Raw genomic sequence first — 25,336 nt, forward strand, 5'->3', positions numbered from 1 at the left:
CTTAAATATCCAGCTTCAGGCCCAGGCTTAGGGTCAGAATATCAGCCGGCGACAAGCCCTTCATGTTTTGTACGTAGCTGAGGATGTACAAGTCATTGGACCCCAACTCGTAATAAGCCGACAGATTGCGCGCCCGGCCCTTTGCCGTGGGGGGCAGGGCGTAGCTCAGGCGGCTACCCAACAGGGGCCCTACCCGCGTATCGGTCGAGAACCAGTAGTAGCCGCGGTAATACTGGTTGGGCTCCTCATCGTTAAGGGTGCCGTGGGTGTAGCTAAGGTAGCCACCTACCATCAGGGGCTTGATGGCCCACTTCTGCGTCTTGCCCAGAGGTAGCGTCCAGGGCGAATACAGGAGCTTGGCGGAGTAGATGGACAGGCGGGAACCGGCGTACTTGCGGGGCACGTAACCGATGAGAATATCCAGGTCGAGGCGGTCTTTAAGCGAGTAGCCTGCTCCCACGGATACCATGCCCAGGCCACCGCCGGTTTGGGCCAGTACGTGGCGGGGGCGGTACCAGGGCAAGGACTCAGTCGGAGCCTGGTTTCGGCTGGCGGGGGGGGTAGTACCCACCGTATCGGGGGCGGCGGGGGTGAAGGGGCTGGCAAAAGTGGCCAGCGGCGCGGCCACCAGGGCGGCCAGGAGTAGTCGCTGTACCATTAGAACTGTACTTTTTTCAGCCGAAACTGTTTGTCGCCCCACACCGTCACGATGACGTACTGGCGTTTCTCGAAGCCGTAGGAGTTGATGTAGGTCACGCCATCGTTGAAGGGCTCTCCAATGCTGAAATCGTGGCGGTGTCCGTTCATTTCGAAGGCCAGGCGCGGGTCGTTGCGCAGCGCGGTTATGTAGGCCTCACGCACGGCCGGGTCGAAATCCTCGTCCTGGGGCGGCACGTGGGAAATGATGACGTGCCGACGAGTTGATGCGTCCTGCAGCTCGCTGCTTACCCACGACATATTCGGAATTTTCCCGTCGAAGTTGTACTCGCGGCCGTTGGTATCGGTCATGATGAACTTCGTATCGGCGTAGGTAAAGGAGTAGTTCAGCGGGCCGAAGATTTCCTCGTACGCCTTGCGGCCGTTGCCTACGGAGTCGTGGTTGCCGATAACCGTTACGTAGGGCACCTTCAGCTTGCGCAGCTGGTCATCAACCCAGCGCATTTCGCGGCCAAAACCGAAGTCGGAAATATCACCGGCCACAATCAGGAACTGAATGCCCGCCTGCTGATTCACGCTTTTCACCAGGTCTTCGGCCTCATTGTAGAAGCGCTGGGAGTCGCCGGTAAAAACAAAGCGCAGGGTGTCGCCGGCGGGCAGGGGGCTTTGGGTTAAGCGGGCCAGGTTTTTGGCCGTCAGGTCTTGCTGCCGTTCCGGGGAGCGGTGGTCGTTGGGACTAAACTCCAGCATTTCGCAACCGCCGAGCAGTAGCGCAGCGGTGGTGGGCAGGAGAGTACGAATGGGAAAGTTTCGGAGAAATGAGCGCATAAGCCTCAGCACAAAAAACAACAATCAGAAGAAGTACCCGGCGGGATAGTTCCGGCGCTATATACCAAGCAAGCCCCCCATTTGTTGAGCTTAAAAAGGCATTAAAACCGACTATAAAGGCCTTTTTATCTGAAGTGTTTCCGGTGTGAACCGCTATTCCAGCGCACCTGCCGTTAAAATTCAGTGGTAAGGGAGGGAGAGAAAAAGTGTGAGTTTCCAACAAAAACCTCTGACCCAATATGGGACGCCTTGAGCCTACTCGTCGAGGTACTGGTGCACGAACTTGATGGCCATGCTTCCCTCTCCCACTGCCGAAGCCACCCGGGCCATAGCGCCCGCCCGACTGTCGCCGGCGGCAAACACGCCGGGCACGCAGGTTTCGAGGAGGTAGGGCTCCCGCCGCGGATGCTTCCAGGAGGTAGCATAGCGCGGGTCGATGACCAGGTCGCGCCCGGTGAGCACAAAGCCTTTCGCGTCGCAGACGATGGTGTGGCACACCCATTCGGTGCTGGGTTTGGCCCCAATAAACACGAACAGGGCCCGGGCCGGCCGCCGCTCCAGCTGGCCCTCGCGGCTCAGAACAACCTCTTCCAGGTGGTCGTCGCCGCATACTTCGGCTACCTCCGTGAAGGGCAGCAACTCAATGTTAGGCGTTTGGCCAATTTGCTCGATAAGGTACGCCGACATGGAAGCCGCCAGGTTCGCCCCTCGAATCACGATGTAAACTCGCCGGGCGTAGGTAGCCAGGTACATGGCAGCTTGCCCCGCCGAGTTGCCCCCGCCCACGATGTACACGTCCTGCTCCTGGCAGGTGCGGGCCTCCGTGCGGGCCGCGCCGTAGTACACGCCCGCCCCGCTCAGGCGGTCCATGCCCGGCGCCGACAACGTGCGGTAGCTGACCCCGGTAGTCAGGACCACGGCCCGGGTTTGCACTTTGCTACCGTCGCTCAGGGTCAGCACCTTATAGCCATCCTGCACGCACATATCTACTACCTCCTGCGGGGCCAGCAACTCGGCGCCGAGGCGCACGGCTTGGGCCCAGGCCCGGTGCGCCAGCTCGCTGCCGCTAAGCCCCGTTGGGAAGCCTAGGTAGTTCTCGATGCGGGAGCTAGTGCCGGCTTGTCCGCCGGGGGCCTGGCGCTCTATCACCAGGGTTTTCAGCCCCTCAGAGGCTCCGTACACGGCTGCTGCCAGCCCGGCCGGTCCCGCCCCAATTACCACTACATCGTACAGATCCTGAGAGGCTTGCACCGTGAGGCCGATGCGGGTAGCAACTTCTGTGGCCGAGGGGTTTGGCAGAGCCGTGCCATCTTCCAGCACTACCACTGGCAAGTCGCTCGGGGTTAGCCCTTTCTGAGCCAGCAGCGCCTGCGCCTCCGAGTCCGTCTCGAAATCAAGCCACTGGTAGCCAATGAGGTAGCCAGCCAGAAAGTCCTTGAGGTCGTGGGAGCGGGGCGACCATTGAAACCCAATGAGGCGCACCCCACGGAAGGCCGGCTTGTAGGTTGCTTCCCAGGCCCGCAGCAAATCGTGGAGGGTGGGGTACAAGAGCTGCTGGGGCGGGTCCCAGGGCTTCATGAGGTAGTGGTCGAGGCGGGCCGAGTTGATGGCTCGAATGGCCGCTTCCGTGTCGGCGTAGGCGGTGAGCAGCACGCGCTTGGCATCGGGGTAGAGCTGCCGGGCCTCGGTTAGTACTTCCACTCCTTCGAGGTCGGGCATGCGTTGGTCGGCCAGAATCAGGGCCAGAGGCTCCTCACGCTCCTTCAACTCCCGAATGGTAGCCACCGCCTCCTGGCCCGAGCCGGCCCGTAAGACCCGATAGTCGCGCCGAAACTCCTGGCGCAAGTCCCGGTCGATGGCACTTAGTACCTGCGGATCATCATCAACGCAGAGCAGAACAGGCTTTTTCATGCAGGTAGCTATATAATAGAATGGGTTAAACCTGGCTTAAAGTAACCACCAGATACCAGTATCACGTGCACGGGTTCCTCGCGGCTATTTCTCCCGCGCGTAAGCAAAGAGCCGTGGCTACGTTGGTGCTCCCCCGGAACACTCCCAGGCAGAGGTCCGTTGCTACCCCCCGCAATGACAGGAACCCCGCGCGACGTACGGCTTCGCTTTCTACCAAGTGGTGTGATATTTTCAGCAGAGAAGTTGACGGCTCAGCTTCTCTGCTGTGCTACCGGCAGCCACACCCCAAACTCCGTGTGGCCCGGCACCGACTGCACATCGAGGCGGCCGCCGTGCTGCTCCACAATCCGCAGGGCAATATCGAGCCCAAGACCGGTGCCTTCGCCGGCCGCTTTAGTGGTGAAAAACGGCTCCATGATGCGGGGGAGCACCTCGGGCGGAATACCGGGGCCATTATCGATGATGAACACGCGCACGAAGTCGCCCTCCTGGCGGGTACGCACGGTTATTTCGCCGCCGGGGGGTAGGGCATCAATGGCGTTGTCGAGCAGGTTCGTCCAGACTTGGTTGAGGCTACTGACCTGACCTCGCACCAGCGGCAGCGCCGGGGCATAGTCGCGAGTCACCGTGACTTTCTCCTCGCGCAGGCAGTAGCTCAGAATGTTAAGGGTGCTATCGAGGCCGTCGTGCACTTGGAGGGGCGCAAAGTCGCCGCCCCGATCCATATGACTGTAGGTCTTTACGTTAGCTACCAGGGTAGTAATGCGGCTGCCCGCCTCTTGCACGTCCAGCACCAGGCGGCGGGTAGTTAGCTGCCCTTCGAGCCAGCTTAGGGCAGCGGGGCGGGCGGCTTCGGGCATCGCCTCTATCACCGGCTCCAGGGTAGCCAGGGTCAGGCCCGCATCGAGCAGGCCGGCGGCCAACTGGTAGCCATCGGGCACCTGCTGCGCTTCCAGCCAATCGGCCAGCTCATCCTCGGCATCGGCCCGGGCCAGCGCCGACCGAGCCGGCGGGGTGGCGGCTATCGGGGCCGTTGCTAGGTGGGCCAGGGCCGCCAGCGCCTCCGGACTAGGGCAGTGTCGCACGAGCTCCTGTAGCAGCGCAGGCTTGGCCTGCAGCAGAGTAGCCAGGTTTTCGGCGGCGCGCATAATGGCGGCGGCGGGGTTGTTGAGCTCGTGCGCCAAGCCTGCGGAAAGCTTACCCAAGGCCCGCAGCTTATCGTCGCGCTCCTGGGTGCGGGCCTCCTGCCGGGCCCGGTCGCTCATCAAGCCTACCAGGCGCTGCACCAGCTCGGGGCTTACGTGCTCCAGCTCGGGGAACAGGTTGCGGTGCAGCAGAAACACTTCTGTTTCGCCTACTGCCACGCCCGTGCCCTGAATTATGCGCAGACGAGAATAGGGCAATACGCCACTGATTTGTCCGGCCTCGATGCGGAAGGCGGGCTCCCGGTTGCCGTGGCGCACGGCGTAAAACTGCAGGCTGCCGCGCAGCAACGCTACCATAAATTCGGCCTCGTCGCCGGGCTGCATAATGGTGTCGTTGGAAGCGTACGTGCGCCGCTCTCCGTGGCTGGCGAGCCACTCCAGGGTAGCAAGGGGCAAGTCGGCGAAGGTGTCAATGCGCGTAAGGTCGGCGGGGAGTACAGGCGAAATGAGCATAACACACGGCAGTAAGGACAGCGGGAAGGCAACTTAGCTGGTTTCGGCGAGGTAATACCGGCGCTTAAAGCTAGGCGTTCCTCCCGTAGTCGGCGCACTGGGCAGGTTCTTCACCGACGAGGGCCAGGCTTTCCTCAGAAAACCTGGCCCTCAGTTGGCTGAAACGGGCGGCACTGCCCTTCTTTACTCTCGCACTACTTTCAACAAATACTGTTGCGCGCCCTGTACTACCCGCACCAGGTACACCCCGGCCGGCCAGCCCGCAGCCTGCGGTACCACAACCGGGGTAACGCCTGCCACCAGAGTTACTGGCTGCGTTAACTGAGTTTGTCCCGTAGCATTCGTTACAACCAGCGTGGCGGTACCGGCCGCGGCGCCCCGCACCTCCAGGGCAAGTGCTCCGGAAAACGGGTTTGGCTGAGCCTGCAACGCGCCCTTGGCGTAGAGGCCGGCCACGGTTTCCACTGCCGAGTACTGCGCTTTTCCATCTGCATCTACCTGCCGCAAGCGGTAGTACACCAGGTTGACGGCATAGTTCGGCAGGTTCTCATCGGTAAAGCGGTAGGCGTGGGCCTGGTCTGATGTGCCCGCGCCGGCTACCCGGCCCACCTGCTCGAAGTGCTGCCCATCAAGGCTTATTTCTACCACAAAGTAGGCATTGTTGAGTTCGGCAGCTGTAGCCCAGGTAAGAAGCGCCTGCCCGCCCGTTGCGCGAGCTACAAAGGAAGTGAGCTGCACGGGGAGCGGGGTAACCACCGCCGCATCGCGGTAGTCGGTTACGGCGTTTCTGTTCCGGTCCGGTATGCCCGATACATCGGCGTAGCCCACGCCCAGGTTGCTGGGGTCCAGCAAGTCTACCAGGCCGTCACCGTCGGTGTCGTGGTAGAAGGTGCTGGTGGGGTCGAGGAAGTTCGGAATACCGTTGCCGTTGCTGTCCTTGAGCCAGTCGGGGGCGCCGGCATTACCGGTATCGGTGTTCGGATAAAAGGCACTACTGCCGCCTTTGGAAAGGAAGGCGGCGGCCCGGGCTTTCAGGTCATCTACCGCAATGCCGCTGCTGTTGTCGTCAAAGGCTTCCGTCCAGTCGGGTACGGCATCTCCGTCGGAGTTCGTGTCGAGGTAGTCGGGGCGTCCATCGGCATCCGTATCGGGTAGGGTTGTATAAGCCGACGTGCTCTGGGGGCGGCCCGCCGTACTCACGCTAGTAGTGTATTGGCCGCTGGCGGCGCTGTATATCGCGCGGAAATTGGTACTCATCTGCCCGTTGGTACCTTCCACCACGTCAGGAATGCCATCGGCGTCGGAGTCCAGGTCAAACTGGTTGATGATACCGTCGCCGTCAAAGTCCATAGCGGCTACTACCCCGTTGGCGTTGAGAGTGCCGTAATCAGCATCCTGATAGTTCAGTATCCCATCATTGTCGGCATCACCGTTGGCTTCCATCGTCGCCCCCGACTCGTCGGCATCAGCAATGCCGTCGTTGTCGTCGTCCGCGTCCTGGTTATCGGTCAGGCCGTCGGTATCCAAATCGTAGTTAAAATTCAGACTGCACGCCTCCATTTTATTGGTAGCCCCACCCGTAGATGCTGTAAAGCCCCAATACACCAGCGGATTCTTGCCGAATATAGTGTTTACTATATCCTCGGTATAGGTAGCGCGTAGGGCCCCGTTAAAGTATACCTGCAACGTTTTAGTGTTCACGTTCCACGTTACCCTGACGGGGTAGTAGGTATTATTCTCGATATCGAGAGCAGTGCCGCTGGCATTAACGGCAGCCGGGGTAGAGGTAGTAGCGCCGGAAGCGCCCGTGAACGTCTGCGGCTCCGCAAAGTCTCCATTTTTGATAATGGCAAGATGGTCGGCCGAGATGTCGCCGATACCGCTACCGTTATCATAGGTATCAAACTCTACGCTGATGGACGGGGAGATGGCCGCCATGCCCATATTCTGGCCACCACCGCCCAAGGCATTGACACCGTTGGCGTTACGTTGCAGCGCGAATACCATGCCGTCGCCCCCATCGTGGTTGCCCAGGTATACGTTGAAGTTGAAAACAAAGGACTTAGCCAACGTTATCTGCTGCAGGCGCCACACCGAGCCCGCTTGGTTGCCCGCATCCGGCGTCAGGGTGTATCCTCCCGAGCAGGTAGTGCTGGTCGTGGCGTTACCGTTGGTTTTGAACAGCCCCTGACCCGCTGCCGCCGGGGCGTACAATGAGGCAAGACCTAGCATTGCTCCCGCCAGCCAAGACCGGGGCACCGTGGTGGCACGTTGGGCAGTTTGCACTGTGGGGGCAATGATAAAATCAGGGAGATACGAATACAGGTGTGGCATACAAACAGAGCATGAAGCAATTGATCCTGACAGCATGGCTAGGTGCTATCAGCACTACAAAGCTATCAAGCTCATCCGTGTAGCAACATATTTATAAAATAAATGCAATATCGAGTTGCGTACTGACGGGTATTCACTTTGCTTGGCATGCATATTCCGAGTGCACTGCGTGGGCGTACTCCTTCACTTTTTCTTGGTTTATTCTCTTACTCACTACGCTTTACGGTGCTTAGACGGAGGTAGCGAGAGTAAAACATACGCCAGTAAGTAATGCCGGAAGTCTATGTTATTTCCTGATAATATTAGTATAATCTAATACATAAATTTCACTTATGGGCCGTTCGGGCCACGCGCACCGTAACTAGCCTCAAGCTTGCCACTGTTTCCCTTTGCTAATGCAGCCCGGAAGGGCTCGTTGAGTAAGCGACAAAAACCCATTCTTTGCCAAACTTTTTAGCTTCGCGCTGCATTAAGTAATTTTCCCCTAGCTCTCAATTTTCCGGCATGGCCAAAGTAAAAACCCTGTTTTTCTGCCAAAACTGCGGCGCGCAATCGGCTAAGTGGATTGGCCGGTGCCCGAGCTGCGGCGAGTGGAACACGTACGTGGAAGAGGTCATTGAAAAAACCGACAACAACCCGGCAGCCAATGCCTGGAAAGCCTCTACCACGGTAGGCAGCACTACCAAGGCCGCTAAGCCCAAGCCCCTGGGTGAAATCCTGTACGAAGAAGAATCGCGCCTCGACACGCACGACGCGGAACTGAACCGCGTACTGGGCGGCGGCCTCGTACCGGGCTCGTTGGTGCTGATTGGGGGGGAGCCAGGCATCGGCAAAAGCACCCTGATGCTCCAGATTGCCATGCAGTTGCGCAACCTGCGCATTCTCTACGTTTCGGGGGAGGAAAGCGAGCAGCAGATCAAAATGCGGGCCGAGCGCCTGGGCAAGCAGCACCAGGGACTCTATATTCTTACCGAAACCAACACCCAGAATATCTTCCGCCAGATCGACCAGCTGCAGCCCAACGTGGTGGTAGTCGATTCTATCCAAACCCTGCACAGCACCATTGTGGAGGCCGGGCCCGGTTCCGTAAGCCAGGTACGCGAGTGCACCACGGAACTGCTCAAGTACGCCAAGGATACGGGCGTACCGGTGCTGCTCATTGGCCACATCACCAAGGATGGCTCCATTGCCGGCCCCAAAATTCTGGAGCACATGGTCGATACGGTCTTGCAGTTCGAAGGCGACCGGCACCTGACCTACCGCATTCTGCGCACCATCAAAAACCGCTTTGGCTCTACTTCCGAGCTGGGTATTTACGAGATGCAGGGAGCGGGCCTGCGGCAGGTAAGTAACCCTTCGGAGATTTTGCTCAGCCAGCGCACGGAGCAACTCAGCGGCATTGCCATTGGGGCTACCCTGGAAGGCAACCGCCCACTGCTGGTAGAGGTTCAGGCGCTGGTAACGCCCGCTACGTATGGCACGCCCCAGCGTTCCTCCACCGGCTTTGATGGTAAGCGCCTGCAAATGCTGCTGGCCGTGTTGGAGAAGCGCAGCGGCTTGCGCCTGAGTCAGCACGACGTGTTCCTGAACATTGCCGGGGGTATGCGCCTCGAAGACCCTGCATTGGACTTAGCGGTGTGCGCTGCAGTCGTAAGTTCGCTTAACGACGTGCCCATTCGCAATGAAATCTGCCTGGCATCGGAAGTTGGTCTGAGCGGAGAAATCCGGGCGGTAAGCCGACTCGATCAGCGCCTGAGTGAGGCCGAGAAACTGGGCTTCGCCGAAATGTACATTTCGCAGTTCAACGCCAAAGGCCTTGATTTGGCCCGCTATGGCATTCGGGTTCACCCGGCTGGCCGGCTCGATGATGTCCTGACTGGCTTGTTTGGCTAGTTTTTGCTTTTCAGGCAGTTATCCTGCTTCATGATGGGAACCCAATAGCCCAACCAGCAAAGTTGCTACTTCGCAATGGTGCTGGTTGGGCTACTGGGTATGTACAAAACTTTGGGGTTACGAGCAGGGTTACGCAAAAAGTAGCTCAGCGGATTGGACTTTCTTAACCTTTTTACCGTATCTTCGGTGAAGAAATTGACTTTTACCGCGAAACATCTGACCTCGAACATTTCGTTTCGGCCAGATGTTGGTCGGATTCAATTGACCCACCCTGACGTAGCCCTCCTCCGATGGCCCATAGATCTACCTTCGCCACTGCCCTGCTGTGGGCTGGGTTCCTGGCTGCCCCGCTACTGAGCCGGGCCCAAGGCACCGTGGTTCTGACCGGCAAGGTCAGCGGCCGCACGTCTGATACAGTAGCCGTATCGGTGCGTGAAAATCCGCTCGACGTCAAAGAGCAAATCACCTACGCGCGCCTCGATGACAAAGGCGAGTTCCGGCTGGCGCTAACGGTAAACGGCCCTACACGCGCCGACCTGGTATACGGCGACGATGTGGCAGACCTATTTCTGGAGCCCGGCAACCAGCTTGATGTACGCTTCAAAGGCTCCGACTTGGCTAGCTCGGTGCGCTACAAAGGCCGCGGAGCGGAGGCCAACACGTTCTTGTCGGAGATGGATGAGAAGTTCGTGGAAAATGATGGCTTCCAAGTGCTTCCCGACAACATCATGCTCTATGAGCCTGGCTTCATCTCATTCCTGGACTACCGCCGCAAGGAAGAGCAGAAGTTCATGGAGAACGGCATGGAAGGCATGAGCCCGGCGTTTAAAGAGTACGTTAAGGCCGAAATTGCCTACAGCTACGCCAACGACCGGCTCACGTTCCAGGATTTGCGCGAACAGGTGGTAGCCACCGAGAGCCGCCTGAAGATGTCGCCCACCTACTACGACTTCCTCAACGACAAAGCCCTGATCAATAATCCGGCGGCAGTACAAAGCGAGCAGTACCAGGAGTTTCTACTGAACTACATTCACTACCTGGCTACCAGCAGCGGCAAGCAGCGCACCGACCCCGATTTCTACCAGGTGTGCTACGATATGGCCAAAAAGCAGCTCGATGGCCCGGTAAAGCCCATCATTATGGGCCGGGTGCTGAAAGAATCCTTCCGGTTCGGGCACATCAAGCAGTCGGTGGCCATGCTGGAAGACTACCGCAGCGTAGACGCCAAAAACCAGTACTACCCCCTGCTCCGGCAAGATTTCGATACGCATAAAGCCTTTGCCATTGGGGCTCCCGCCCCAGATTTTCACCTGGTTTCGGCCAAAGGAGATACTGTAAGCCTAAAGCAGTTTGCGGGCAAGCTAGTGTACCTGAACTTCTGGCGCACCACCAGCGGCCTAGCCCTGCGCGACTTGCCCTACGCCGCTGAGTTGGCCAAGAAGTTTGAAGGCAAGAACATCGTATTCCTGAACGTGGCCCTCGATGAAAACGAAGGAGCCTGGAAGCAGCTGGTTGTCAGCAAGAAGCTACCCGGCGTGCACGTACGAACTTCCGGCGGACTGCGCTCGGCCATAGCCCGGGCCTACGCCGTGCAAGATGTGCCCAGCTACTTCCTGCTAGCCGAAGACGGTACCTTCCTCAATACCAAGCCCAAGCGCCTGAGCAGCCGCGCTGCCGTGGATGAAATTAAGGAGTCGTTCGGCAAGGCTAACACCTACAGCAGCACGCTGCCAGCCGGCAAATAGCTGTACCTGTGTCAGCCTCTGACAGCGAGAAGGGCCACCCGATGCATCGGATGGCCCTTCTCGTTGTCAGAGTTGGTAGTTTCCTACCGTTTAGGCGGTGCGGAAGCCGGTAGCCTGCTTGATATTCCGCTCGTTGCCGGAAGCGGGGTCGGCGTAGCTGTGCTCCCCTACCTCAACGGAAAGCCGCTTACCGAGCAGCTGCTTGGTATCTAAATCTTTGCCCGCCTCAGGATGGATGCCTACCGCTGCGTAGAGCGACAGCAGAATGGGCATAGCATTGGGCGAGGTGTAGAAGCGCTGAGTTACGAAGCCATCTTCGTTTTCCATGCGCGCCGCGAAGAAAGGCACATTCTGGTGCTCACTAATGCCTTCCTGAATATCGGTGATTTCCACTGTATGGCGTCCATCGGGCAAGAAGCCTTTTTCCTGGCCTGGTTCGACTGGTATTTTCATGACGAATAGCGAAGTGATGATACGCCTTTAACGCAAGCCAATATTTTTAGGTTACTACACTAATTACAATAGCCAAGCATTTCATAGTATTTTGGCTATCAAGCTAGTTATCATCCTGCTCAATTAAGATACGATAAGCTGCTCCTACAGGCTAGTTGCAAGCTGCTGGAAAGTCCCCCGGCGTAATTATTTTCTGTACGTGCAGTCAGAACCGAGGATTAACTGTTTGGCTTTTGCTCTTGGCTCAGCCGTGACGCTGTACCTTTATCTTCTCCATGGCCTCCTTACTTACCGACGGACTCAACTTCTTTTCGAAAGCTACCCCCGGCCGCCTCTGGAACGGGGCGCAGGTAGTGGGCGGGTACGTGCTAAGCAAGCTCACGGGTAAGGCCCGGCATTGGGGACTACCGGTGGCCCTAAGTTTTGAGCCTACCACCAGCTGCAACCTGCGCTGCCCGGAGTGCCCCAGCGGCCTGCGCTCCTTTACGCGCCCTACCGGCATGCTGCCCGATGAGCTGTTTCGCAAGACCATCGATGAGGTTGCTTCACGGCTGTGGTACCTGATTTTCTACTTCCAGGGCGAGCCGTACTTGCACCCCAACTTTCTGGATCTGGTGAAGTACGCTTCGGATAAAGGCATCTATACCGCCACCAGCACCAACGCCCACTACCTCAACGACAAGAACGCCCGCCGCACCGTGGAGAGCGGGCTAGACCGCCTGATTATTTCCCTCGATGGCACTACCCAGGATGTGTACCAACAGTACCGGGTAGGCGGCAAACTCGACAAGGTGCTGGAGGGCACGCGTAACCTGATTAAGTGGCGCCGGGAGCTAAATTCGCAGACGCCGCGGGTGGTATTCCAGTTTCTGGTGGTGCGCCCCAACGAGCACCAGATTGAGGACGCCAAGCGCTTGGCCAAAGAGCTAGGGGTAGATGACGTGTGGTTCAAGACCGCCCAGATCTACGACTACCACAACGGCTCCCCCCTTATCCCGACCATCGACTACTACTCGCGCTACGAGAACAACACGGATGGCACCTGGAGCATCAAGAATAAGCTGGTGAACCACTGCTGGAAGATGTGGCATTCGTGTGTCATTACCTGGGATGGGCTGGTAGTGCCCTGCTGCTTCGATAAAGACGCCGAATACCGCCTCGGCGACCTGAAAACCCAGACCTTCCGCCAACTCTGGCACGGCACCAAGTACCAACGCTTCCGCGCCTCCCTACTCAAAGGCCGCGACCAGATTGAGATGTGCCGCAACTGCACTGAGGGCACAAAAGTGTGGGGTTGAGCAGTCAAATTATAAAGCATTGATACTCTAGGATGAATTTATAAATAGAGTCACCTGCCTGGCCTTAATAAGACCGTCATTCCGAGCTTGTCGAGGAATCTCGCGTGCTGATGTTGCAATGCTATCCAGACGTCAGCACGCGAGATTCCTCGACAAGCTCGGAATGACGGTCTTGTCTTACTGTCCACACTCTTTGGATAGATGCAGAAGCCTATCTTGCTGACAGCTTTTGTCCTTCTACCCTATTGTTATGTTCTCGGCTGCTCGTATTGCTACTATTCGAAAAAGGAAAGGCCTTTCGCAAGAAGTGCTGGCGGAACAATCGGGGGTGAGCTTGCGCACGATTCAGCGGGTAGAGCAGGGCGAAACCATGCCCCGTGGCTACACCCTGCAGGCGCTGGCCACTGCCCTCGATGTGCCGCTCGATTCCTTCCGAACTGAAGAGGTAGCGGCGCCCGAGCCTGCCGTAGTGCCAGTGCCCGTAACCACTCCGGATGCGCCGGCCCCTACCCCCTCCTTACGCCCCGACCCCGATTTCCTGCAACTTCTTAACCTGAGTGCGCTGAGTTTTCTGGTGCTGCCCCTACTGAATATTCTGGTGCCGTGGTGGCTGTGGAAAACCCGGCGGCACACGATTGCGCACGCGGCAGAGGTAGGGCGGCGGGTACTGGGCTTTCAGGTGTTGTGGCAGGTAGGAAGCTCACTCGCCTTCCTGGTGGTGGTGATGGTGCAGCTCCTACTGGCAGGAACACACCGCACCCTGATGCCCGGGCTCTACCTCGTGGTGCTGGTGCTCACATATGCTCTCAACGTGCTGGTAATTGGGTACAATGCCTGGCAGCTGCGGCAAGGCCGTCTGAACGTGTATCCTATTCATCTTTAACGCGCCATCCGGCAAATAACTGGTTTTCAATTAACTGCGAAACATGACGGCAAAATGACGCAGGAATGACGCACGAGGCAGAGGGGTGAGTGCCCCACTTTTGGTGACATCAACCACCACGCCTCGCGTCCCATGAAACCGCTCTTCAAAATTCTGCTCGGAGTACTGACTCTACTTGTTGTTAGTGGCATCGGCGGCTACTTCTACATGAAACAGAAGTTCATGCCGGCCCCCAGCCAGCTTGCCGTTGCGAGCCTACCTGCTACCTGCCGCTTTACCTGGCTGGCCGACTCGACGACGAAGCCGACCACGCCGCACGCCGCCCTGCTGCTGCCCGTACGCCTGCCCGGCTGCCCCCGTACCTGCTACTTCCAATTCGATACCGGGGCGCCTACCTCCCTGATGTACGGCAAGGCGTTGGCAGCGCTGCGCGGTAGCTACCCCGGCCTGGCCCAGGCCCTGCCCGCCCAGGCTGATACGTTGCGCAACTTTCAGTTTGGATTAGGAACCGGCCAGGTAACTGCCCGCAGCATACGGGTGCTCGACTATGGCAGAGCGATGCTGCCCGCTGACACTACCCAGCCTTTCATCATCGGGACGCTGGGGACGGATGTGCTGGAGGGCCGGGTGCTGGTGCTCGACTATGCCCAGCAGCGCTTTACCCTGGAGGCTACCGTACCGGACAACCTCAGCCGCCAAGCCGCCTTTGTGCCGCTGCAATTCACTGGCCGCCGGGTGCTGCTCAACGCTACCGTGCAAGATGAGCCGCGCCAGCTGCTCTTCGACTCGGGCAGCAGCGCCTTCTCCCTGCTCACCAGTCAGGATACCTGGCAGACCATGATCCAGCCCAGCGCCACCGTCCAGCACGCCGCCGTCAACTCCATGGGCCGAACGCTACATGCTTACACGGCCCCTACCCCCACGGCCATGCAGCTTGGCAGCGTGGCAGTACCCTTCCGGACGGTAACCTACATTGAAGGTACCAGCTTGAAGGAGAGCTTACTAATGCGCTTTTCGGGTATGGGCGGCATGCTCGGCAACGAGCCCTTCGCACAGCGCACCATCATTCTGGATACCAAAGGCGGCCGCTTCGGGCTGGTAATGTAATAGGGGGTGAACCCTCCCGCATCGTAGCTGTCATTCCGAGCAGCGCGAGGAATCTGGGTCAGACCACAATGGTCAACTCAGATTTCTCGCGCTGCTCGGAATGACTGTTTTTGTTCGCTGTCTATTCGCCCCACGGATAGAGGTCGGGGGGGGTGTGCTCGTCTTGGTGGGTAGGCAGCGGATGCAGGGCCTGGGTTTGGTCGATGAACAGGAAGGCGTCGTAGCGGTCGGGGATGATAGAGGGCACGTAGTTGCCGAACCGTTCGAACTCGGACCGGTACACCACCCCAATGGCCCGGTGGCCGATGGGCTGGCGCAGGGCATCGTGGCCGCGCAGCTCCTCGGAGAACAGCAGGGCATTTTCGCCCTGAAGCTGCTGATGCAACAGGTTTTCCCAGGAGCCGCGGGTGCCTTCCGGTACGGTCATCTTCTCGGGGGTAGCGCCCCACTTGCGGCCCGCAATAACGGAGCCCTGATAGGAGCCGAAGCCCACCGCAAACACGTTTTCGCGGCCATACACCTCCCGGGCCAGCTGCCCTACGTTTACCATGTCGTCGCGGCGCATATCGGTGTAGCGGGCGTCGCCGATGTGGGTGTTGTGCTCCCAGATAATGGCCTTGCTGTCGGGGCCGTGCAGGTCCAGGAGTCGGGTGAGGGTTTCCATCATGTGCGTATCGCGCACATTCCAGGAGGCCGAGCCGCCCTGAATCATAGCCCGGTAGTAGCGCTCCGCATTCACGGCTACCAGGGCGTTTTGCTCGGCATTGAATTTCTGCTCTCGGTCCAGCAAGCCGTCGGTTTGCTGGCTGGCTACCTGCTTGCGCAGGGCCCGCAGCATCTCCGTCACCTCATCCTCACAATCCTCCGAGACGTAGGCCACGGCGTGGGCGTACTCTTGGGGGTCGTCACCGTAGGGCTCAAAGCACTGGAAAGCACGGTGGGCGGCCTGCACGGCCCCGTCGCCCTGCTTTTCCACGTAGTGCATAATCTCCTGCAACGACTCCCACAAGCTGTACACGTCCAGCCCGTAGAAGCCTACCCGCTGCTCGCGCGACAACTGCCGGTTGTGCTGGTGCAGCCACTCCACCAAGGCCGCAATTTCCCAGTTGCCCCACATCCAGGTAGGCCAACGGTTGAAGGTGCTCAGCAGCTGGGCTGCGGTGCCGTAGGTCGGCTCGTCCTGCTTGATGGCGGCGTTTACCTCGAAGCAGTCGGGCCAGTCGCCTTCCACGGCAATGAAGTTGAAGCCTTTCTCCTGAATGAGCCGCTTGGAAAGGGCCGCGCGCCAGGTATAGTACTCGGAGGTGCCGTGGGAGGCCTCACCCAGCAGTACCACGCGGGTGTCGCCGATGGCTTCGATGAGCGTGTCCAGGTCGCGGCTGGAGCGGAGGGGGTGGGTAGGCAGCGGGGTTTTCATAGCGTTGAGGTTGGGTAGGGCAGAAATAGCAGAGTGCGCCGCAACTTTCGCTGCGGCGCACTCTGGGAAAGGAACGGGTAGGGCGGATGAGCTTACTTAAACTTCTTGCTCAGGTTCTTGCCCAGGTCTTCTACCTGCTTCAGGAACTCAATCGAGTCCGATTCGCCGTAGGTACCATAGGCCGAGGAAATGGTGCCGCGCACGCCGTCGGCGGTTTCCAGAGCGTAGAGGATGGACATATCGTCGGGGTTGCTTTCGCCCTCGAAGCGGTAGAAGTCTACGATGGTTACATCTTCGGGGCCGTAGGTTTTCTTGTCGTCGCTCATGGCGTACAGGCGGCCGTCGCGCACGCTAAAGTCAGCCTTGAAGCCTTCTTCGTTGAGCTTTCTTTCTACGTTAACCAGCGAGCGTTCTTCTTCTTTGTCTTGCATGATGAGGGGCGTTTTTAAGGAAGGTTGGGAGAGATTCCGGGGGTAGGCAAGGCCAGCAACGGAAAGCCCCCGCACCGGCTATACGTAGCCAGTGCGGGGGCAGGTTATATCCCGTAGCAAGAATATTGCGCAGCTAGCGCCCGGTGCCTTCACGGGCGGCAGCCAGCTCGATGGTGCGCTGCAGCCGGTCCACATCAATCACGGAGCAGGCCCCGCCGCACCCCTTGGCGCAGCCCGACTGATCTTTAGAAAGAAAGGCCCGCCAGAAGATACGCCCCACGTAGAAGGCAGCTCCGGCAAAGAGCAAGGCGATAATGAGGTACTGTATCCACATGATGGTCACAAAACTACGCTGCGCCGGGAAAAGTTTGCGGTTGGGTCATTCCTCTTGTTTTCACGCTTGTCATCCTGAGCGGAGCGAAGGACCTCTACCGCTTCGTTATGATAATGGTTACTCACAGTAGAGGTCCTTCGCTCCGCTCAGGATGACAAAAGACTCTCTATTTCCAGGTTTCCCGGATGGTGGCCTGCATTTCCTCGTGCACGAGGCCGTTGCTGGCTACTACCTGGCGGCCGAACAGCGGGTCACCGTCTTCCAGGAAGGCCGTGACGCGGCCCCCGGCTTCGCGCACCAATAGAATGCCGGCAGCTACGTCGTAGGAGTTGAGGTTAAACTCGAAGAAGCCCTCGAAGCGGCCGGCGGCTACGTAGGCCAGGTCGGCAGCAGCGGAACCTACCCGGCGCACACCGTGGGAGCGTTGGATGAAGGCACTCAGCAGTTGCAGGTACTCCGTGAGCTGGGTGAAATCGGTGTAGGGAAAGCCGGTGGCAATCAGGGAGCTGTTCAGTTCGGGCACGTCGGAAACGTGAATGGGCACCTCATTGCAGAAGGCTCCGGCACCCTTGGCGGCCCGGAAGCATTCGTCGCGCACTACCTCGTACACTACCCCAGCTACCAGTTCTTGGTGGTGAATGAGACCCACGCTCACGCAGTACACCGGCAGGCCGTGCACAAAGTTGGTAGTCCCATCCAGGGGGTCAATAATCCAGTTGTATTCTTCAGCGCGGTTGGCGCCCTCGGTTCCTTCTTCCGTGATGAAGCCGGCCTCGGGCAGCAGCTCGCGCAGGCCGGCCACAAGTAGCTTCTCGGTTTCCTTGTCCACGTACGATACCAAGTCGTGTACGCCCTTGGTTTCGATGTGGCTCCGGTCGAAGGTGGCCGCCTCCTGGCGAATAAACTGGCCTGCGTGGCGCGTTACGGCCGCGAGCTGAAAGCTGAGTTGGTTGTAATCCATGAAGCGAAGGTAGTATCGTCGAGAAAAACCTGTCATCCTGAGGGAAGCGAAGGACCTTTACTGATGGCTCCCGTTTGGGTTGACACGCAGTAGAGGTCCTTCGCTTCCCTCAGGATGACAAGAACAGGCTTTACGCCGCTAGTTGTTTTCGGTTCTGCGCAGCCCGCACCACCGTCAGCACGAGCAGGAGCACGGCCAGCACCTGGCAGGCAGGGCCGATTAGCTCACCGTAGCGGACGTAAAAGGTTTGCTCCGTATTCAGGTGGACGGTGGCGCGGCTGGCCGCCTGTACCCACCAGCCGGTGCGCTGGGTGATTTCGCCTTTCTGGTTAATAAAGGCCGAAATACCGGTGTTGGCGGAGCGGGCAATGTCGCGGCGGGTTTCGATGGCGCGCAGGGTAGCGTACTGCAGGTGCTGGTTGTGGCCCGGCGAGTCGGACCACCAGCCGTCGTTGGTGATGATGCCGATAAGGGAAGCACCGTTCTTCACGTAGTCGCCCACGAAGTCGCCGTACACCGATTCGTAGCAGATAACCGGGGCCACGCTCAGGCCGGGGGTTGCGGTGCGGTATACCGTACGCTCGGGCTGGGAGCCCAGGCCGCCGGCCGTGCCGCCTAGGTCAATCACGAAGGCCGACAGCCACGGCGGCACGCCCTCTACCCCCGGTACCAGTCTCGACTTATGGTAGAACTCGGCGCGGCCGGTGGCGCTACCCAGGTGCAGGGCGGCATTGAAGATATCGTAGTAGCCCAGGTCCTCGCGGAAGCGGGCCGTGGGGCTAGCCTTGCTTTTATCGGAACCATACTGCTCCACCGTCGTCAGGCCCGTAATCAGCTCTACCCCTGGGTGCTGGCCCAACCACTGGCGTAGGCGCTGAATTTTGGGGTAGGTATCGATATTCGACTCGAAGTAGGTTTCGTCGAGGGAGGTTTCAGGCCAAAGCACCAGCTTAGTCTGAGGGGTCAGGTTCTGCTCGGTGAGGGTGAGCATACGCTGCAGCTGCAAGTCGTGGGAAATGAAGTTGGCGCCTCCCTCAAACTTCTCATTGAACGGGTCCACGTTGGGCTGAATCACCAGCACTTCGGCCGTAGGGCCTTTCTCCTGGTACCGGCTCCCGATTAGGTAAGAAACGGCCATCGGCAGGGCTACCGTCAGCACCGGCCACAACCAGCTTACCTTTCCGGCAGAAGCAATAGTATTGGCATGCGCCTGGAGGGTAGCACGGCGGAAGCCAAACCAGGCCCCAAACACCAGCAGGTTCACTAGCCACGCCCAGACGGAACCGCCCAGGAAGCCGGTGTACTCGTACCACTGCACCCACTGGTTGGCCTGCGCGAAGCCATTGCCGAGGGTCAGCCAGGGCCAGGTCAGGAACCAGTGCAGGTGCACTTGCTCGAAGGCAATCCAGTAGATAGGTAGGGACAGGTAGCCCAGCTTTGGGCCGAAGCGCTTCTTGGTGTGGTAGAACGCCGTGAGGGGCAGGCTCATCAGCAGCGCATTGCAGACCACGGCCGTAATGCCACCGCCCAAGGTGCTGTAGCTCACCCAGTAGGTAGTGAACAGGTTCCAGAGTACCAGCAGCAGGTAGCTGTAGCGCCACACCTTCCAGCCGCTGGCGCCATGCGCAGTGAGTTGCTGCTCCATTAGGAGGTAGGGAACCCAGCCCACCAGCAGTAGCAAGGCCAGCACCGCCGGGTGCACCGGCCAGCCCAGCCACAAAAGCACCGCGCCCAGCACGGCCAGCAAAGCTGGTTGCCAGGCCGCGAGCTTATCAGAAGCGGCTACCGGCGCAGCGGGAGCAGCAGAAGTAGTTTGTGTCAGCACTATCGTTCGTCGTCAGTATAACGGTCTTCCTTGGTGCGCTCTTCCTTGTGGCCCTGCACCACTAGCACAATTTCGCCCTTGATGGCTGAGCGGGCCGCGAAGTTGGCCGCCAGCTCCGCAAGGGGGGCCGTCACGGTTTCCTCGAACAGCTTGGTCAGTTCCCGGCTCACGGAGGCCATGCGCTCGGGGCCCAGCACTTCTGCGAGCTGCTCCAGGGTCTTCACAATCCGGTGCGGCGACTCGTAGAAAATCATGGTGCGGGTTTCCGCGGCTAGCTCCTTGAGGCGGGTTTGGCGGCCTTTCTTCACTGGCAGGAAGCCCTCGAAGGTAAACCGCTCCGCCCCAAACCCCGATTTCAGCAGGGCCGGTACAAAAGCGGTAGCGCCGGGCAGGCACTCCACCTTCAGCCCCCGGGCCAGGCACTCCCGCACCAACAAAAAGCCAGGGTCGGAAATTCCGGGCGTGCCGGCGTCTGATACCAGGGCCATGGTCTCGCCCTTCTCCAGGCGCTCCAGCAGGCGCTGCACTTGCTGGTGCTCGTTGTGGAGGTGGTAGCTGAGCATGGGCTTCTTGATATTCAGGTGCTGCAGCAGCCGGCCGCTGGTGCGGGTGTCTTCGGCCAGCACCGTATCTACCTCGCCCAGCACCCGAATGGCCCGCAGGGTAATATCTTCCAGGTTGCCGATGGGCGTGGGTACCAGATACAAAAGCGTAGGGGCAGGGGTAGCAGTGGTCATAGAAAGCAAAGGTAGCGGGCTTTAGCCGGCTGGATTTTCAAAAGCATTATAATGCCATACCCTGAATTTATACTGCTGTCATCCTGAGCAGCGCGAAGGACCTCTGCCGCTTCGCTGGGGAAGTAACGCAACGAAGCGGTAGAGGTCCTTCGCGCTGCTCAGGATGACAAGAGGGGGTAGGCTTTTAGCAACGGGCATCGGTCCCTACCCCTCCTGCGCCACGCCACCATACTCGGCGGCCAGTTGGTCAATGGCAGCGGCTAGGCTCCGGTCTTTCTCGGTTACCGTGTTACCGGCGTCGTGGGTGCGCAGCCGGAAGCTGACCACGTTGTACTCGTTGCTCCACCACGGATGGTGCTCTTGGTATTCAGCTTCTTCGGCTACGTCGCTCATGAAGCTGAAGGCCATCTTGAAATCTTTGAAGCGGAAGGTGCGGGTCAGGGCGTTGTCTTGTTCAGTCCACATAGGGTTGCGGGGTTGGAAGGGGGTAGCGCAAGGTAGGCTTCACTCGTCGGAAACGGACACAGGCCGCTCCTTAACTACCGCCCAACGAGTACCAGGCAGTCAACAGCTACCCCGGCTCTACCTTTGTGCTTTCGGTGGTGCCCGACGAAGCAGCCTGCAAAAACATTTTCCTGTCGAGCTAATCTTCTCGGGCCGTTCGTGGTTTAAAAGCCCAACTACTTCAAAACCTCAGTTTTTCTTTCTGTGATGGCGCCGACCACCCCATGGTCGGATGGCATTTCCTACCCCTGCATGAGCAAGCAACGCTACTTTTTTCTAATTCTGATCCTGGGCACGCTGTCGGCACTGGGGCCTTTTTCCATTGACATGTACTTGCCGGGCTTTCCGGCCATTGCCCAGGACCTGCACACCACGCCTGCCAAAGTAGCCCTGTCCCTATCAAGCTTTTTTGTGGGCGTGTCAGCTGGACAGCTGCTCTATGGCCCGCTGCTGGACCGCTTCGGACGCAAGAAGCCGCTGTACGTAGGCTTGCTGCTCTACGTGGTGGCCTCCGTAGGCTGCTACCTCTGCCATTCTATTGATGCCCTTGTGGCCCTGCGCTTCCTGCAGGCTATCGGAAGCTGTGCGGCTACGGTGGCGGCCGTGGCCATGGTGCGCGACCTGTTCCCGGTGCAGGATGCGCCCAAGGTATTCTCCTTGCTCACGCTGGTTATTAGTGTTTCGCCCATGCTAGCGCCTACCATTGGCAGCTACATGATATCGGCTTACGGCTGGCAGTCGGTGTTTCTGGTGCTGTTTCTGATGGGAGGCCTGATGTTGCTGGCCAGTATCTTCTGGCTGCCCGAAAGCTACCAGCCCGACCCTACCTACTCCCTGCACCCCAAACCCATCCTCACCACCTTCTGGTCGGTGCTGCGGGAGCCGCAGTTCTTTACCTACGCCCTCACCGGCGCCATGACGTTCGGGGGGCTCTTAGCCTACGTGTCGGGCTCGCCGCTGGTATTCATGGACATCTTCGGGGTTAGTGAAAAGACCTACGGCTGGATTTTCGCCCTGCTCTCGGTGGGCTTTATTGGGTCCAGTCAGGTGAATAGCTGGGTGCTACGCTACTACCGTAGCGAGCAAATTGTGCTGGTGGCCATGGCCTGCCAATCGGTTATTGGGCTGGTGTTTCTGCTCGGTACCTGGTTGGGCTGGTTCGGGGTGGTAGGCACCGTAGTGATGCTGTTTCTGTTCCTGTGCTGCCTGGGCTACGCCAACCCCAACGCGTCGGCATTGTCCATTGCGCCTTTTTCGAAAAACGCGGGTAGCGCCGCGGCCCTCATGGGTGCCACCCAAATGGGTGTGGGCGCGCTGGCTTCCTTCGGGGTCAGCATGTTCAATACCCGCACGGCCGTACCCATGGTGGCCATTATGGCCTCCACCGCCCTGCTGGCTCTGCTGATTCAGCTCATCGGCCGTCAGATCATTGGGCAGCCCGTGGCCGCATCTGAGGATGCTGGCGTGCTAGTGCACTAGCAGGACCGGCAGTAAACTATAAGACTGTCATGTCCAGCGTAGCCGAGACATCTTGCTCGAATCGTTGCAACACTAATCCAACGTCAGCACGCGAGATGTCTCGACTCCGCTCGACATGACGGTTTTTATAAAGTCTGGTACACTCTAACGACAAAAAGCCCCACCATTGCTTTGCGCAACGGTGGGGCTTTTTCATTTACTGCGCTTCTACATTTTTCAACGCAGAAGCCTACCGGCACCTAGTACCGGTACTTGCGCTTTTTCTTTTTGTCGCGGGTCAGGATGAGGATACTGCCGGCGGTTACGGCAGCTATAGTAGCCATTTTCGCTACGAAGGCCGTGCGATTGTGCTTCCACTCGGCAGCGTAGCCTTTCTCAGCGAAGATGTTGGGTACTTTGCCCTGGCCTAGGTCTTCAATGATGCCTTCCACTACGTTTACACGGTCGGCGAGCAGCAGGGGCAGCCAGTGGCCGTAATGCGATTCGCTGTACTTGAAGGCAAAGCGCCGGATCATGCCGCTCAGCCCTACCGGCGGCGACGACTCGCCATACACCGCCGAGACGTTCGGGCGCTCAATGGATTTTAGCACCTCTACCTCCACGGGCTGCAAGGAAGCTGGCCGGTGCTTGCTGTCGGGGTCCTGCGACACATTGAGGCGGGGCTCCCGCATGGGGTAAGTGGGGTCGTTTTCGGGGTTCGCATCAATTCCCCAACCGGGGAGCTTCTGCGGGTCTCTCAGAGTATTTTCCATGGGTGGGCAAGGTTAGATGTTGGCGGAAGGGAAAACCAGCAGCGGCTTGATGCAGTTGTCGAGCTTGGCCGAGAACAGGCGGTACCCGTCGGCCACTTCTTCCAGCGGAATCCGGTGTGTAATCAGCGCCTTCGGGTTAATCACGCCATTCTGCACGTGCTCAATCAGGCGCGGCAGCAGGCGCTTCACCGAAGCCTGGTTGCCTCTGATGGTCAAGCCTTTGTTCAGCACATTACCCATCGGAATCAGGTTATCGGTGGGGCCGTACACGCCCACTACCGATACTACCCCACCCTTCTTCACCGAGTTGATAGCCCAGTGCATAGCCGTAGCCGAGCCAGCCTGCAACAGCAGCTTGCGGCCCGTAATGGTTTGCATGGCATTGCCAGCCGCCTCGGCCCCTACGGCGTCAATTACGCAGTCGGCCCCCATGAAATCAGTGGTTTTCTTGATGAACACCACCGGGTCGTCCATGTCTTTCTCGAAGTTGTAGGCCTCGCAGTTGGCATAGTTGCGGGCAAACTCCAGGCGGTAGTCTTCTTTATCGATGATGATAACCCGGCCGGCACCGAACAGCCAAGAGCAGCGGGCAGCCATAATACCTACGGGGCCCGCACCAAATACCACTACCGTGTCACCCTTCTGAATACCAGCCATTTCGGCGGCCTGGTAGCCCGTGGGCACTACGTCCGTGAGCAGCACGGCATCATCGGGGTCCATGCCTTCGGGGATTACCGTAGGACCTACGTTGGCGTAGGGTACGCGGGCGTACTCTGCCTGTCCGCCATTGAAGCCGCCGGCGGTGTGCGAGTAGCCGAAAATACCCCCTACCGCGCTAGCCTGGGTGTTCGACTCGTGACAGTTGCCGAACATGCCTTGCTTACAGAAGTGGCACTCGCCGCAGGCCACGTTGAAAGGCACCAGCACATGGTCGCCAACTTTGATTTTGGTTACCTCAGGTCCAACTTCTTCCACGATACCCGTGAACTCGTGTCCGAAGGTCATCCCGACGCGCGTGTCCGGCACGTTGCCATTGTACAAGTGCAAGTCGGAGCCGCAGATGCAGCTACGCGTAACCCGGACGATGGCATCTTGGGGATGCAAGATTTCGGGCATGGGTTTCTGAGTAGCGCGGACCCGTTTGGGGCCCCGATAGTCCATTGCTAGCATAAGAATCCGATTTTGAGGGTTCTGGTGGGATTTTGAAGTGGCTGCCTTGCTTGGCTCCACGGAACCAAGTGGTGGCTCGTTTCCGAACTAGGCAGGGCAGCGGCCCCCTGTTGTACTGCCTGCTATGGTCAAGGTTGCAGGAGCCTATCAGATCGGGGGTAAACCCGTATTTACACGGAAAAACACCGGCGATAAATACGGATGCCCTACCTCTTCGCCGTGCTGAAGCGCTTCCTAAATGCTCTCGGGCAGTTCTTATATCGGTTTAGCATTCTGCGGGGGGTAGCAGAGCGGAAACGAGGGGGCTTACCTAAACCCAAACGCAAAAACCGCAGTACAACGGCTTATACTCTCTGCCAACCTGATACCAGTAATTCCCATGGCAACTGACCCGCATAACCGACCTGTTCGCGTCATCAACGACGATACTACGGAAGAAGAATTCGCTGCCGGACACATTATCCCCGGTGCCGATCCACCCAAGAACGAAGAAGCCCGCGGGGGTTTCGGCGACCGGATGGGTGGCCCGCAGGGCTACGGCACTGACAGCAGCGGCGGCATCACGGCCGTTTCGGTAAACGAAAACGCCGACGATAACCAGCGCATTGGTCAGGAAACCTTCCTTAGCAATGAAGAAGGCCGCCAAGACCTCCCCAACCAAGATATGCCCCAGGACCGGGACCCGGATATGCAGCCGCGCCGCCCGGTGGATGAGCTGGACGCCGACGATGACCGCCCGGGCCGCGACGAAATGCGTAACCCCAACTCCCGCGTAGGCATGGGCCAAATGGAACAGGTACAGCCTAACAACGACGAGCTGGCCCGCCAAGGCACAAACGCCGACCTTACCGACCCCAACGCCTCCGATACCGCCATTGTGCAGTAACGCCGGCCCGGGCAAGTCCCGGTATCCTACTGACCCGCCCTACTTATCCGAAAACAAGCTTGAGTTCAAACGT

General features: G+C 58.9%; 22 protein-coding genes. 7 read left to right on the forward strand and 15 right to left on the reverse strand.

Translation table 11 applies throughout. The features are described 5' to 3' along the window. Nucleotide 1: 1 nt before the first annotated feature. From K3G63_RS15205 to K3G63_RS15225, 5 genes are all read right to left on the reverse strand, one after another. The gene (locus K3G63_RS15205) at nt 2–658 is read right to left on the reverse strand and encodes a hypothetical protein (RefSeq protein ID WP_220614937.1); all 657 of its coding nucleotides are present in this window, start codon (nt 656–658) and stop codon (nt 2–4) included. Then, nucleotides 658–1,485, reverse strand: coding sequence for a metallophosphoesterase (locus tag K3G63_RS15210; RefSeq protein ID WP_220614938.1), 828 nt, complete (start codon nt 1,483–1,485; stop codon nt 658–660). The genes K3G63_RS15205 and K3G63_RS15210 overlap by 1 nt, the downstream gene beginning before the upstream one ends. A 255-nt stretch (nt 1,486–1,740) precedes the next feature. Beyond that, nucleotides 1,741–3,396 (reverse strand): FAD-dependent oxidoreductase, encoded by a 1,656-nt coding sequence (locus K3G63_RS15215; RefSeq protein WP_220614939.1) that lies wholly within the window; start codon nt 3,394–3,396, stop codon nt 1,741–1,743. Between the two features lie 251 nt (nt 3,397–3,647). Then, nucleotides 3,648–5,054, reverse strand: a complete 1,407-nt coding sequence (locus K3G63_RS15220) for a sensor histidine kinase (RefSeq protein ID WP_220614940.1) — start codon at nt 5,052–5,054, stop codon at nt 3,648–3,650. A 183-nt stretch (nt 5,055–5,237) separates the two neighbouring features. Further along, nucleotides 5,238–7,388 carry a lectin-like domain-containing protein gene (locus K3G63_RS15225; RefSeq protein WP_220614941.1) on the reverse strand — a complete coding sequence of 717 codons (2,151 nt, stop codon included), beginning with the start codon at nt 7,386–7,388 and terminating at the stop codon, nt 5,238–5,240. 504 nt (nt 7,389–7,892) lie between these two features. On the opposite strand from K3G63_RS15225, the gene radA reads away from it, so the two are divergent. Further along, nucleotides 7,893–9,281, forward strand: a complete 1,389-nt coding sequence (gene radA, locus K3G63_RS15230) for a DNA repair protein RadA (protein WP_220614942.1) — start codon at nt 7,893–7,895, stop codon at nt 9,279–9,281. Nucleotides 9,282–9,571: 290 nt separating this feature from the next. Beyond that, nucleotides 9,572–11,026, forward strand: a complete 1,455-nt coding sequence (locus tag K3G63_RS15235; protein WP_220614943.1) for a redoxin family protein — start codon at nt 9,572–9,574, stop codon at nt 11,024–11,026. 90 nt (nt 11,027–11,116) lie between these two features. Here K3G63_RS15235 and K3G63_RS15240 read toward each other — a convergent pair whose 3' ends face one another. Next, nucleotides 11,117–11,479, reverse strand: a complete 363-nt coding sequence (locus tag K3G63_RS15240; protein ID WP_220614944.1) for a hypothetical protein — start codon at nt 11,477–11,479, stop codon at nt 11,117–11,119. Nucleotides 11,480–11,754: 275 nt separating this feature from the next. Here K3G63_RS15240 and K3G63_RS15245 point away from each other — a divergent pair, with 275 nt between their 5' ends. The 3 genes from K3G63_RS15245 to K3G63_RS15255 all read left to right on the forward strand — a co-directional run bounded on the left by K3G63_RS15245 (nt 11,755) and on the right by K3G63_RS15255 (nt 14,767). Beyond that, on the forward strand, nt 11,755–12,777 hold the full coding sequence (locus K3G63_RS15245; RefSeq protein WP_220614945.1) for an SPASM domain-containing protein: 1,023 nt from the start codon (nt 11,755–11,757) through the stop codon (nt 12,775–12,777). Nucleotides 12,778–13,027: 250 nt separating this feature from the next. Next, on the forward strand, nt 13,028–13,660 hold the full coding sequence (locus tag K3G63_RS15250; protein ID WP_220614946.1) for a helix-turn-helix domain-containing protein: 633 nt from the start codon (nt 13,028–13,030) through the stop codon (nt 13,658–13,660). 132 nt (nt 13,661–13,792) lie between these two features. Beyond that, nucleotides 13,793–14,767, forward strand: coding sequence for a hypothetical protein (locus K3G63_RS15255; protein ID WP_220614947.1), 975 nt, complete (start codon nt 13,793–13,795; stop codon nt 14,765–14,767). A 121-nt stretch (nt 14,768–14,888) separates the two neighbouring features. On the opposite strand, the gene K3G63_RS15260 is transcribed toward K3G63_RS15255, so the two are convergent. The 7 genes from K3G63_RS15260 to K3G63_RS15290 form a co-directional block, all read right to left on the reverse strand. After that, the gene (locus K3G63_RS15260) at nt 14,889–16,184 is read right to left on the reverse strand and encodes an erythromycin esterase family protein (protein WP_220614948.1); all 1,296 of its coding nucleotides are present in this window, start codon (nt 16,182–16,184) and stop codon (nt 14,889–14,891) included. Between the two features lie 92 nt (nt 16,185–16,276). Then, nucleotides 16,277–16,615, reverse strand: a complete 339-nt coding sequence (locus K3G63_RS15265; RefSeq protein ID WP_220614949.1) for a hypothetical protein — start codon at nt 16,613–16,615, stop codon at nt 16,277–16,279. Between the two features lie 133 nt (nt 16,616–16,748). Beyond that, a complete protein-coding gene (locus K3G63_RS15270) occupies nt 16,749–16,949 on the reverse strand; it encodes a FeoB-associated Cys-rich membrane protein (RefSeq protein WP_180754373.1) in 201 nt (66 codons plus the stop codon). 166 nt (nt 16,950–17,115) lie between these two features. Beyond that, nucleotides 17,116–17,910, reverse strand: a complete 795-nt coding sequence (locus tag K3G63_RS15275; protein WP_220614950.1) for an inositol monophosphatase family protein — start codon at nt 17,908–17,910, stop codon at nt 17,116–17,118. A 130-nt stretch (nt 17,911–18,040) separates the two neighbouring features. After that, nucleotides 18,041–19,735, reverse strand: a complete 1,695-nt coding sequence (gene lnt / locus K3G63_RS15280) for an apolipoprotein N-acyltransferase (protein WP_310794592.1) — start codon at nt 19,733–19,735, stop codon at nt 18,041–18,043. Then, complete coding sequence (rsmI, locus tag K3G63_RS15285; protein ID WP_220614951.1) at nt 19,735–20,472, reverse strand: 16S rRNA (cytidine(1402)-2'-O)-methyltransferase; 738 nt, start codon at nt 20,470–20,472, stop codon at nt 19,735–19,737. The genes lnt and rsmI overlap by 1 nt, the downstream gene beginning before the upstream one ends. Before the next feature lie 204 nt (nt 20,473–20,676). Next, nucleotides 20,677–20,937 (reverse strand): 4a-hydroxytetrahydrobiopterin dehydratase, encoded by a 261-nt coding sequence (locus K3G63_RS15290; RefSeq protein ID WP_110976132.1) that lies wholly within the window; start codon nt 20,935–20,937, stop codon nt 20,677–20,679. 246 nt (nt 20,938–21,183) lie between these two features. Here K3G63_RS15290 and K3G63_RS15295 point away from each other — a divergent pair, with 246 nt between their 5' ends. After that, nucleotides 21,184–22,455 (forward strand): multidrug effflux MFS transporter, encoded by a 1,272-nt coding sequence (locus K3G63_RS15295; RefSeq protein WP_310794593.1) that lies wholly within the window; start codon nt 21,184–21,186, stop codon nt 22,453–22,455. A 239-nt stretch (nt 22,456–22,694) separates the two neighbouring features. Here the strand turns inward: K3G63_RS15295 and K3G63_RS15300 are convergent, their stop codons facing one another. Together K3G63_RS15300 and K3G63_RS15305 are read right to left on the reverse strand one after the other, a co-directional pair. Further along, nucleotides 22,695–23,207 carry a hypothetical protein gene (locus K3G63_RS15300; RefSeq protein ID WP_220614952.1) on the reverse strand — a complete coding sequence of 171 codons (513 nt, stop codon included), beginning with the start codon at nt 23,205–23,207 and terminating at the stop codon, nt 22,695–22,697. Between the two features lie 12 nt (nt 23,208–23,219). Further along, on the reverse strand, nt 23,220–24,377 hold the full coding sequence (locus K3G63_RS15305; protein WP_220614953.1) for a zinc-dependent alcohol dehydrogenase: 1,158 nt from the start codon (nt 24,375–24,377) through the stop codon (nt 23,220–23,222). Nucleotides 24,378–24,756: 379 nt separating this feature from the next. On the opposite strand from K3G63_RS15305, the gene K3G63_RS15310 reads away from it, so the two are divergent. Then, entirely contained in the window at nt 24,757–25,263 is a 507-nt protein-coding gene (locus tag K3G63_RS15310; protein ID WP_220614954.1) for a hypothetical protein, read from the forward strand. Nucleotides 25,264–25,336 lie beyond the last annotated feature (73 nt).

Source organism: Hymenobacter sp. HSC-4F20, assembly GCF_019599275.1.
Lineage (GTDB): Bacteria > Bacteroidota > Bacteroidia > Cytophagales > Hymenobacteraceae > Hymenobacter.